At 39.2% G+C, this 10,306-nt stretch carries 10 protein-coding genes and 2 pseudogenes; 6 read left to right on the top strand and 6 right to left on the bottom strand.

The features are described 5' to 3' along the window. Positions 1-90 precede the first annotated feature (90 nt). Positions 91-759, bottom strand: a pseudogene (gene mobQ, locus ACINWC323_RS15260) (MobQ family relaxase); the annotation flags it as partial. A gap of 209 nt (positions 760-968) precedes the next feature. Between mobQ and ACINWC323_RS15265 the strand changes: the two are divergent. The 4 genes from ACINWC323_RS15265 (at position 969) to ACINWC323_RS15275 (ending at position 3,618) form a co-directional block, all read left to right on the top strand. Next, the gene (locus ACINWC323_RS15265; protein ID WP_009509001.1) at positions 969-1,250 is read left to right on the top strand and encodes a DUF8583 domain-containing protein; all 282 of its coding nucleotides are present in this window, start codon (positions 969-971) and stop codon (positions 1,248-1,250) included. 29 nt (positions 1,251-1,279) lie between these two features. Continuing rightward, the gene (locus ACINWC323_RS0118805; protein WP_004282089.1) at positions 1,280-1,471 is read left to right on the top strand and encodes a YqaE/Pmp3 family membrane protein; all 192 of its coding nucleotides are present in this window, start codon (positions 1,280-1,282) and stop codon (positions 1,469-1,471) included. Between the two features lie 516 nt (positions 1,472-1,987). Further along, a complete protein-coding gene (locus tag ACINWC323_RS15270; protein WP_005006199.1) occupies positions 1,988-3,151 on the top strand; it encodes a zinc-dependent alcohol dehydrogenase in 1,164 nt (387 codons plus the stop codon). 209 nt (positions 3,152-3,360) lie between these two features. Continuing rightward, complete coding sequence (locus ACINWC323_RS15275) at positions 3,361-3,618, top strand: hypothetical protein (protein WP_009508999.1); 258 nt, start codon at positions 3,361-3,363, stop codon at positions 3,616-3,618. Positions 3,619-3,652: 34 nt separating this feature from the next. Here the strand turns inward: ACINWC323_RS15275 and ACINWC323_RS15280 are convergent, their stop codons facing one another. Continuing rightward, a complete protein-coding gene (locus ACINWC323_RS15280) occupies positions 3,653-3,967 on the bottom strand; it encodes a BrnA antitoxin family protein (protein ID WP_009508993.1) in 315 nt (104 codons plus the stop codon). Next, on the bottom strand, positions 3,930-4,241 hold the full coding sequence (locus ACINWC323_RS15285) for a BrnT family toxin (RefSeq protein WP_009509004.1): 312 nt from the start codon (positions 4,239-4,241) through the stop codon (positions 3,930-3,932). The genes ACINWC323_RS15280 and ACINWC323_RS15285 overlap by 38 nt, the downstream gene beginning before the upstream one ends. A 499-nt stretch (positions 4,242-4,740) precedes the next feature. Between ACINWC323_RS15285 and ACINWC323_RS15290 the strand changes: the two genes are divergently transcribed. Both ACINWC323_RS15290 and ACINWC323_RS15295 read left to right on the top strand, forming a co-directional pair. After that, the gene (locus tag ACINWC323_RS15290) at positions 4,741-6,228 is read left to right on the top strand and encodes a SulP family inorganic anion transporter (RefSeq protein ID WP_005146104.1); all 1,488 of its coding nucleotides are present in this window, start codon (positions 4,741-4,743) and stop codon (positions 6,226-6,228) included. 12 nt (positions 6,229-6,240) lie between these two features. Further along, a complete protein-coding gene (locus tag ACINWC323_RS15295; RefSeq protein ID WP_002115246.1) occupies positions 6,241-7,092 on the top strand; it encodes a universal stress protein in 852 nt (283 codons plus the stop codon). 299 nt (positions 7,093-7,391) lie between these two features. On the opposite strand, the gene ACINWC323_RS15300 is transcribed toward ACINWC323_RS15295, so the two are convergent. The 3 genes and pseudogenes from ACINWC323_RS15300 to ACINWC323_RS20330 form a co-directional block, all read right to left on the bottom strand. Next, positions 7,392-7,955, bottom strand: coding sequence for a plasmid replication DNA-binding protein (locus ACINWC323_RS15300; protein WP_009508997.1), 564 nt, complete (start codon positions 7,953-7,955; stop codon positions 7,392-7,394). A 63-nt stretch (positions 7,956-8,018) separates the two neighbouring features. Continuing rightward, the gene (gene repM / locus ACINWC323_RS15305) at positions 8,019-8,912 is read right to left on the bottom strand and encodes a replication initiation protein RepM (RefSeq protein WP_004734502.1); all 894 of its coding nucleotides are present in this window, start codon (positions 8,910-8,912) and stop codon (positions 8,019-8,021) included. 527 nt (positions 8,913-9,439) lie between these two features. Further along, positions 9,440-10,219 (bottom strand): annotated as a pseudogene (locus ACINWC323_RS20330) (MobQ family relaxase); the annotation flags it as partial. Positions 10,220-10,306 lie beyond the last annotated feature (87 nt).

The raw sequence follows: 10,306 nt of genomic DNA, 5'->3' as shown, positions 1-10,306 counted from the left end.
CGAAGCAAAGCCAAGATAGGTGGTGGAAAATTTAGGCCATTGCGCGCAATTGAAAAACCTTAGCGTGCTATATTTTCCGTTTCCTGAGACGACCCCTTTTCGGCGCAGTTCGGTGACTTTAGGCCCTTCGTGCAGGGTGGCTTCCAGACCATTCTCCTGGTCCTTGTAGCTGCGGTGGTCGACTCGGGCGGTGTATCCGGCCATGTCCAGGTGCATATTGCAGATATCGGCAAAGTGTTTGCGCCAGTGTTCGATTTCTCCACTGTGTTTCTGATCCAGTTCCCGGGTTTTCTCGGTAAAACCTTCGGGAATGAGCTTGCGTGTGCTCATCAGGATATGGGCGTGATAATTGCGTTCATCACTGCCGGATCCGGTATGCGGGGCATGGATACAGGCATCAACGGCCACCTGATGTCTGTCCACGATACTGGCGCATAGTTCTTCGAGCATGGCCAGGCGTTGTTCCTGATTTAATTCACTTGGAAAAGCGATTTCAAATTCCCGGGCAACTGTCGAGTTTTTTCGGGTTTCGCGCTGTTCAACTTCGTTCCAGAGTCTTTCCCGGTTTTTTAAATGTTCTGGTGCGTCTTTGGGTAAATAAATCTCTTTGTATTCCACACCAGTTTTTCGGCTGTAGTCATGTTCTCGGCCTTCACGTTCACAATAGATCTTTTCACCAGCCCGATAGGCGATTGCAGCAGTGGCGGAACGTCCTGCTGATCGTGCTACGGTTTTGACTGAAAAGTGGTAAATCGCCATGCCTATTTTTCGCTTTTAAATTTTCACGTAGTGAAATACAACCGTGTCTACGGTTGTCGGGGTATTGGGGAGACCCCAATCGGACTTGCAAACGAAGTTTGCATAAGTGCGCTCTTCGAGGAAAACATTACTATACATATAGCACCTTGAATGCAGATTCAAGTGCGCTTATGTTAGGGATGGTTTCCCTGGATGACGGTATTGAATGAATGAGCATTACTGAAACATTAGACAGTAAAATTAAGGCCCAGGAAGAGAAGCTGAAGCAGTTAAAGGCTCAAAGACAGGCAGCATTGGCAAGAGAACGTGCCAAAGAGAAAGAGCAGGCACGAAAGGACGATACCAGACGCAAGATTTTAATCGGATCCTGCATGTTGAAAATTACCGAAGATGATGAACAAGCCAGAGCAAAACTGATTGCTCAGATGGATAAATATTTAATGGATGAAAGAGATCGTAAGCTGTTTGATCTGTCGGCAGTTAATTACTAATTTCTTGAAAAGATACATAGGAATTTGAAATGAGATTACTAATTGCCTTAATTTTTCCCTGGCTACTGTTTTTCACCATAGGACGACCATTTGCAGGCATCATTTGTTTGCTACTTCAGATTACAGTTCTAGGTTGGATCCCGGCTGCGATCTGGGCGGTCTATGCTTTGTCGCAATACAAGACTGATCAGAAAATTAAAAGAGCAATTCGCTCATCATAAATAGTGTAATTGTGTGATTTTTAGATCTGATTGATTTTGTGATTTCCATCACACTTATCCATGAGTGAATGATCAGATTGTGAAGATTATTTGAGCAATAAGTGATTTAATAAATTTTATAACAATAATTATAAAACTCCAGAGGTAAAGAAATTAACCCTCTAATTCTTAGTTAGAAAAATAATTAAAACAAGAATTAGAGGGTTTCATTTTTTATCGAGTTCACTCTATTTTGCCACAAAGCTCCTATCCAATATGGGTAAGGTAGCTAGAAATGGGTTCTAACAATCTAGGTGTTTCTTTAATTCTGTTCTTTTCTATTCTATTCATTCGACACATAAGATCACGAATTACGTAAACCCTATATAAATTTATTTTTTAAACACTCGGATGTCTTATTTCATACATTAATTTACAGCGATTTCTTGGCGCATAAGGCTCTAATAAAAGTGTTTTTTATTTTTGGCAGCCTTGATACGAGTCTGTTTAATGTTGAACTAGAGAGAGGAAATCCGCATGCGTGCTCTTACCTATCATGGTGCTCGGGATGTACGAGTTGAATCCGTTCCAGATCCAGTGATTCAGGAACCAGATGACGTCATTTTAAGGGTGACAGCGACTGCCATCTGTGGCTCAGATCTGCACCTATACCGGGGTAAAATTCCGGCCACTGAAGATGGCGATATTTTCGGCCATGAATTTATGGGAATTGTAGAAGAAGTCGGCCCTGAAGTCACCGAAGTCAAAAAAGGCGACCGGGTCATTATTCCTTTCGTGATTGCATGTGGTCACTGTTTTTTCTGTGAACATGAACTCATGGCTTCCTGTGAAAATACCAATACCGGCCGTGGTGCAATTCTCAATAAAAAACAGATTCCACCAGGGGCAGCTTTATTTGGCTTTAGCCATCTATATGGTGGTATACCGGGTGGTCAAGCTGAATATGTGCGGATCCCCAAGGGCAATGTCGGACCATTTAAAGTGCCAGGCTCCCTGCCTGATGAAAAAGTATTATTCCTGACCGATATTCTACCAACCGCCTGGCAAGCAGTGAACAATGCCCAAGTTGGTCGAGGTTCCAGTGTGGCGATTTATGGTGCTGGCCCAGTTGGTCTGCTGGCTGCTGCCTGTGCGCGGATGCTCGGTGCCGAGCAGATTTTTATGGTCGATCACCATCCTTATCGTCTGAGTTTCGCACATCAAACCTATGGGGTGATTCCGGTCAATTTTGATGAAGTCGATGCCGCTGAATTTATCATTCAAAATACCACGGGTTATCGTGGAGTCGATGCCGTCATTGATGCGGTCGGTTTTGAAGCCAAAGGCAGCATGCTGGAAACCGTAATGACTAACCTGAAATTAGAAGGTTCGAGTGGTTCAGCGTTAAGACAATGTATTGCAGCGGTCCGCCGCGGCGGTGTGGTGAGTGTACCTGGAATTTATGCCGGTCCAATTCACGGCTTCTTGTTTGGTGATGCCTTTGACAAAGGTTTAACCTTTAAAATGGGACAAACTCATGTGCATAATTACTTGCCGCAGTTGCTAGAACATATTGAAAATGGAGATCTGTCTCCAGATCTGATTATTACCCATCGCATGAAACTGGAAGATGCTGCGGAAGGTTACCGTATTTTTGATAAAAAAGAAGAAGACTGTCGTAAAGTTATTCTGACGCCATAAATATGATTAAAGGAAAGCGCCATCAGGCGCTTTTTTACTTTGGAGAAATCGGACATTTCCATTTGGGGGTTACAACTGAATTGCGTATAAGAGATTTTATGTTAAATAATGATGCGACATAAATAGTCGTATGACTATGATCATCTAATTGACTTCTTCTTAATAAAACTAGATTATTTTTATAGTTTTTAATCAATTAGGAAGATGAAATGTCATTAATCTCAGTCCAAGAAGCGCGTGAAAATGCAGATAAATTTAGTCTAAGTTCTGATGAAATGTTAAATGAAGTAGCGAACGCAATTTCAGCTAACTCTAAGTTAGGAAAAACCGAGATAGTAGTTGCTTTTTTATCGAAAGTTGTCGATCAGAGCGAATTAAATTTTGTAGAAAAAAGCTTAAAAGAAAAAGGATATAGTGTTAACTCTTCTAATATCGAAGATAAGATCTATATTAAAGTTAATTATTAATTCAAATAAAATAAAAAGGAGCTTAAGCTCCTTTTTATGAATGATTTTTCAAATCATTCAACATTGCATCACGCAAAATCTTATTCATTCGTGTTTGATAGCCTTTGCCTTGGGCTTTTAGCCACTGCATGACATCTGCATCAATGCGAACCGTAGTTACTTGTTTAGTCGGCTTGTAAAAAGGATTTTGTACAGCATTTTTCCAAAAACTTTCATCAAGTTCAGGGATGTCTGAAAAGTCTATTTCGCTGTCTGGGCGTTTATCTAATGCCTCAAGTCTTGTCTTTTGTTCTTCAGATAAGACAGGAGGTTTATTCAAATCTACTTTGTAAGTAACGGTTTTGTTCATACTGTTTCCTCTCTTTTTTCTCTGCCTGTCGTGCTGAAATAATACGGATATGATCAATCCCATTATGATCTTGTACAGTATGAGCCACTAATAAAACTGTCTGCCCATGTACGAGACCTATCGCTTGCCAACGATATTCACCATTTTCAAAGCGATCCTGTTTGAAGACGGCATGAGCATCATAAAAAACCAATGTTGCATCTTCAAAAGCTACACCATGCTTTTTAAGGTTTATTTCTGCTTTATGCTCATCCCATGAAAACTCAATTTTCATAGTTGCATCGCTTTTTGTTAATATAAAAATGTTAATACAAAATTGTAAATTTTGCAAAATTTAGCCAATTTTTATTGGCGGAATATATCAAAACTGCTCATAAAAAAGCCGACTTGTTTCAAAATCGGCTTTTTGGGCATTTTTAGATTTTTATAGTTTAAATAAGTATTTGATATTTATATTAATATACAAGTGTACTTCGTATAACCGCCATTATGTTAAATGGACATAAATCAATTCTAAAATTATCTATGATCATTCTTACTTTTACTTCAGTACTGCGGTTAGGGTGGATAGAAAAGGGCCTAACTGCTATCATTGCCCCCGAAACCCTCCAAAATAGATATCTTTCTTAATATGACACTTACGCCACCATAAGTTTATTTATCTCTTAAAACAGTAAATAACTCATCACTGTCTAGTGATGTGGTGTAGTAGCTTGTGTGTCATATATCACATCACTAGCCTTTCCTAAAATTTAAAAAAATAGGCTATTTTCATGTTATCCACTATTCGAGAACAATGGTTCTCCAATATTCGCGGGGATGTTCTTGCGGGTATTGTTGTTGCTTTGGCTCTAATTCCTGAAGCAATTGCCTTTTCAATTATTGCAGGTGTCGACCCTAAGGTAGGGTTATATGCTTCATTCTGTATTGCCGTGGTGATTTCTTTCGTAGGCGGTCGTCCAGGGATGATTTCTGCTGCAACTGGTGCTATGGCTTTATTAATGGTCACACTGGTTAAAGAGCATGGTCTGCAATACTTATTAGCAGCCACAATTTTGACAGGATTTATTCAAATCCTAGCAGGCTATCTAAAATTAGGTGCATTGATGCGCTTTGTGTCAAAGTCGGTTGTGATTGGCTTTGTGAATGCCTTGGCTATTCTAATTTTTATGGCCCAATTGCCTGAACTCACCAATGTGACATGGCATGTCTATGCGATGACAATTGGTGGTTTAGCCATTATTTATCTATTCCCCTATATCCCAGTAATAGGCAAGCTTTTACCCTCTCCCCTCATCTGTATTGTACTCCTCACGCTCTTTGCCTTGTTCATTGGTTTAGATGTAAGAACCGTAGGTGATATGGGGCAATTACCAGATACTCTTCCAATTTTCTTGCTTCCTGATATTCCTTTAAATCTTGAAACTTTAGCTATTATTTTGCCTTATTCACTGGGATTAGCAGCCGTCGGTTTGCTTGAATCTATGATGACAGCAACGATTGTCGACGATTTAACAGATACCACCAGTGATAAAAACCGTGAGTGTAAAGGACAAGGCGTTGCCAATGTCGCTTCAGGCTTCTTAGGCGGAATGGCAGGCTGTGCCATGATCGGTCAATCAATTATTAATGTGAAATCTGGTGGTCGTACCCGTTTATCTACCTTTAGTGCGGGGGTCTTCCTGTTAATTATGGTGGTGTTTATCAGTGACTGGCTCAAAGTCATTCCAATGGCTGCACTGGTTGCCGTAATGATCATGGTTTCAATCGGAACATTTAACTGGGATTCACTGCGCAATATTCGCCAATATCCCTTCTCTAGCAATATCGTAATGATAGCGACAGTGGTTGTGGTTGTTGCCACACATAACCTGGCTTATGGCGTATTAGTCGGTGTTCTTCTTTCTGCATTATTTTTTGCTAACAAAATTGAACGCTACATGGCAATTCAGTCCGAATTTAATGAACCTGAAAGTACCCGTACTTATACGGTGACGGGTCAAGTGTTCTTCAGCTCGGCAGATAAATTTACGTCTGCATTTGATTTCAAAGAAGCACTTTCAAAAGTTGTGATTGATGTTAGTCAGGCTCACTTTTGGGATGTGTCTGCGGTCGCTGCCGTAGATAAAGTGGTCATTAAGTTTAGACGTGAAGGAACAGAAGTCGAACTGATTGGAATGAATGAAGCCAGTAAAACGTTAGTCGATAAGTTTGGTATCCATGATAAGCCAGATGCTTTAGATCGCTTAAATAGCCACTAAGAGGGATGAATTATGTCAAAAATTATTGCATGTATTGATGGATCATTAGCAACAAATACCGTTTGTGATTATGCAGCTTGGTTTAGCGATAAATTGAATTCACCTCTTCAGTTATTGCATGTCATTGATAAGCCAAAAGCGAAAGCACCACAAGATTTAAGTGGTGCAATTGGTCTAGGAAGTCGAGAAACCTTGCTAAACGAGTTGGTTGAACTGGAAGAACGTAAGGGGAAAATTGAGCTAGAGCATGGCCAAATTCTTCTTCGGGAAGCAAAAAACTATCTATTGGAGAAGTTCTCTATTGATGCTCAAAGCTTTCAACGCCATGGCAGTCTTTTAGAAACAATCATGGGAATGGAAGAGGATATTCGAGTTCTTGTTATGGGTAAGCATGGAACTGAAACCGAGCACAATTCCAGTAAAGTTGGAACCCATATTGAAAATGTTGTTCGTGCTCTTCATAAACCCGTGTTAATCACATCCTCACCGTTTAGTCCACCTCAGTCATTTTTAATTGCTTTTGATGGAAGTCCTACTGCACGTATTTGTGTAGACAAAATTGCAAATAGCCCTTTATTAAAAACCCTGACAGCTCATGTGGTATATGTTGGTAAGCCAAATAGTGATATGACATCACAAGTCACTTGGGCAAAAGAGCTACTTGCAAATAATGGTTTTGATGTCATTGATAGTGTGCTTGAAGGTGATGTTGAGAAATCTATATTGGATTATCAAGAAAAAAACGTTATTGATATGATTGTGATTGGTGCATATGGTCATTCAAAGATACGCCAGTTTTTTATTGGTAGTACGACGACCAAATTGTTATCAAGTTCTACAAAACCAGTATTATTACTAAGATAATTTTTACAAGATAAAGGGATAGTTAAAAACTATCCCTTTTTTAGAATTTCTAAAATTAACATAATACACCTTATACGAAATTCGCAAAAATTTCCCTTTTAAAACAATGATTTATAGGTGTAAAACAGCCTATGCACGCTCTCTTAGGCTGTTTTAGCAATTTTTCATGTTCCACGGTCAATAAGTAAGCAATGTTCCACGGTTTTATTCAGTTTTAATAAACCTCATCCGGTTTTTTGATGAGTCATTATTTCATGTGCTTGCACTGAAATTGGCTCATCAAAAAATTGGAGTCCTGGCTAACCATAGGGAAGGAAAAAACGGCTCAGGAAGCCCCTCTTCTTAGGTTCAGGCTCAACATGTTCCGGAACAGGGATACGTTTGTTCTCTGGAGTAGTCAATCCGTCCTCTTTAACCTGCTTTAACTGAATATTTGTTGCCATATCAGTTGGGTTTGGCGAAATATTACTTTCAATATTCTCTTTATTAGGTTCACTACTAGCTTTAGGTGGCTTCATTTCAATTAGTGTAAGAAGCGTATCAATACGAGCATTAGCTTTAGCCTCTCTATCTTCTGCTTTTTCTAATTGTTTCTTTAAAAAGTCGATCTGATTTTTTAACTCTACTACTGTTTTATCAGTGTATTCGGGTGTATCCAGATTCTGTATTAGAGACGTATCAATACGTTTTGACTGTTTTCCAGAAAACGGTTCACCATATACACGCAATAATTCTGAAAAGTCTATAAAGCCATCATGATCACGGCTTAATACCCCATTTTTTATATCTTTATAAAGTGTCGCTCTAGATTTTTTATACAGTGTGGCAGCATCACTAACACTGTATTTTGTACTTGTTTTCATAGTGTATTACTGTGTATTTAAGATACGTATTGAAGAATACAATAAGTGTATTCTTCAATACACTCAAGGTTTGAAGCCTAAGTTCCGTAAGTAAGGTAAAAACTGCTTCTGTTGTTTTGGATCTCTAAGTTTTTCCTTGATTTTTGAAGCCAATATTTCATAGCTCTCACCCTCACGTGCTAGATGAGAAAGTTCATGTAGACGCGATAGTTGATTACCAAACATGTTTATCTGAGCATCTGTTAACTTATAGAACTCTTTCGGTATGTCTGTACTTTCCTGACCAATACTTTTTGTTTTTTCTTTAAAAGAAAAAGTAATGTGAGTAACTTTACGACCTGTTTTTTTCTGCTCATACGTCACACGTAAAGGGCTGTATTCATTTATTTGATCTACAGCAGTATCAATTACCCTTTTTTTAAAATCAGCAAATAACGGATACTTTTTACCTAGTTCCAGCATCGTTCGTAGATTATCAACAGAGATTTCACGCTTACCTATTTGTCTGTATTGCACCAGTAACTCATAGATACGGATACCGTACCCACTGTTGATACCTGCGATATCAGATAGAGCATATTTCGTAAATTCTCTACTTAGGTTGGATATAAAAGGCAAAATTGGTTTTGAAAAGCGAATACCAATGACACTTTGACTATCTAAAAACTGAACCTCTTGTACCCATCTCATTTTGATAGATTTATCGTCCACAGAGAGGTTGATAGACCTTTCATAAAGTCTATTAATCCCTTCTTTTAAATCTCTATAGGCTGTTTTCTCGTGTACTCCTAGGAGCTGTAATTCATTAACACTCACTGGGTATAACTCATCATCTGTGATGGGTTGATTCTTTGGAATACGTGAAATGGCTGCTAAGACAATACGTTGCTCTACGGCACTTAATTGATATGAAGCTTCTATAACTTGATTTGATTTTACAACTTGATTCTTATCCAAAATAAAACCATTTAATTTTTAATATATGACAAATATATACTTGTCATAGTTAGTAGTCAATCCGTCATAGTTAAGTAGTCAATCCGTCATAGTTAGTAGTCAATCCGTCATAGTTAGTAGTCAATCCGTCATATTTAAATGCTGAAACCATTGCTACTAAAGGCATACAGAGGGCTGAAAAGATTTAAAATATTTAAAAATAATTAAAAAAGGAAATTTGAAAAATTGCCCTTGGTTTTCGCTTCGCTCAAACTCTATTGAATCTCGCTTTCGCTCGATTCGTCGGGGCAATTTTTGGTTCATATTTTCGTGAATTTGAGGAAAAGCAAAAGCAAGATCAAAAGCAGCTCGGAATTCGCTTCGCTCATGAGCTTTTTTTCTCGCTACGCTCGATTTAAGAATCAAATTTGGAAAGTTCGCACCCATGCGGGATGCTCTGTAGGGTAGGTGATTAATGGATAGGGAGCTTGTAATCAGGGAAAGGGATGGGCAAATTTTCTCAGTTCGCTCGTAGACACTCGCTCTGTTTAGCGACTCATGCCACGAGATTTCATTTTAGGCGCATGTTGCTGTGCTTTGAGCTGTTGTTCCTGTCTGAGTTTCATCTGTTGTTCTGCTTTGATCTCATCCACACATTTTTTAATGACTTGATAGGATGGGTATAGAGTCTGGTATTGCTTGGCTTTGGCTGGATGTTGTTGTTGGTACTGCTTCCAGGCATGTTCTTTAAACTTTTCATTTTCCAATAAATCCTTCACACCATGTTTTTTCTGGTGTTCATGCTGACCTTTCAGCTTTTTGTGCTCCTGGTAAATCGCATCACGTTGGGCTTCCCAGGCTTTTTTTCCAAACAGTAAGGGTTTGTTCTGAGTTAATTCGTTGTGTTGATCGACCAGGCTTTGCAATTTGTCATGACTTTGCTTGAGTCCGCTTTTCACGATCTCCTGGGCAAGCTGCTGATTGAACTCATTTTGATGTTTGTGGTGCTTGGTCAGGGTTATTTCGGCTTGTTTGAGATTACGCTGCATGAAATCCAGGTCTAGATTCGCGTCTTTTGCGCTGATTTCGCGTTTTAGCACTTTGCCAAGGGTTTCCCTCTGTTTTTCCTCAAACAGGGCTTTTTCGTCAATTGGTGGCGTTTTAGCGCTATTTTTGATTTGGATCTGCTGTTCTGTTTTCAGTGTGCTGAGTTTGATCTCATTTTCAGCAATCAGCAGATCCATATTTTTGCTGTATTGCAGCTGAGCCTGATTTCTCTGTTTGATTTCGTCATTGCTTCGGCTGATTTCGGTCTCAATCCCTTTTCGGGGTCGTCTCAGGAAACGGAAAATATAGCACGCTAAGGATTTTCACTCCGACTTCTTTTAACGATATCCAACACGGTATTTTTGCTT

Source organism: Acinetobacter sp. WC-323, assembly GCF_000314615.1.
Taxonomy (GTDB): domain Bacteria; phylum Pseudomonadota; class Gammaproteobacteria; order Pseudomonadales; family Moraxellaceae; genus Acinetobacter; species Acinetobacter courvalinii.
Note: the sequence above shows the minus strand (reverse complement) of the source record. Positions and strands in the feature narration are given on the sequence as shown.

Bases quoted from the DNA above. Each gene is read 5' to 3' on its own strand.
- ACINWC323_RS15265 (WP_009509001.1), top strand. From the start codon at position 969: ATGAGCATTACTGAAACATTAGACAGTAAAATTAAGGCCCAGGAAGAG.
- ACINWC323_RS15280 (WP_009508993.1), bottom strand. From the start codon at position 3,967: ATGAACAAAACCGTTACTTACAAAGTAGATTTGAATAAACCTCCTGTC.
- ACINWC323_RS15295 (WP_002115246.1), top strand. From the start codon at position 6,241: ATGTCAAAAATTATTGCATGTATTGATGGATCATTAGCAACAAATACC.
- ACINWC323_RS0118805 (WP_004282089.1), top strand. From the start codon at position 1,280: ATGAGATTACTAATTGCCTTAATTTTTCCCTGGCTACTGTTTTTCACC.
- ACINWC323_RS15275 (WP_009508999.1), top strand. From the start codon at position 3,361: ATGTCATTAATCTCAGTCCAAGAAGCGCGTGAAAATGCAGATAAATTT.
- ACINWC323_RS15300 (WP_009508997.1), bottom strand. From the start codon at position 7,955: ATGAAAACAAGTACAAAATACAGTGTTAGTGATGCTGCCACACTGTAT.
- ACINWC323_RS15290 (WP_005146104.1), top strand. From the start codon at position 4,741: ATGTTATCCACTATTCGAGAACAATGGTTCTCCAATATTCGCGGGGAT.
- ACINWC323_RS15285 (WP_009509004.1), bottom strand. From the start codon at position 4,241: ATGAAAATTGAGTTTTCATGGGATGAGCATAAAGCAGAAATAAACCTT.
- ACINWC323_RS15270 (WP_005006199.1), top strand. From the start codon at position 1,988: ATGCGTGCTCTTACCTATCATGGTGCTCGGGATGTACGAGTTGAATCC.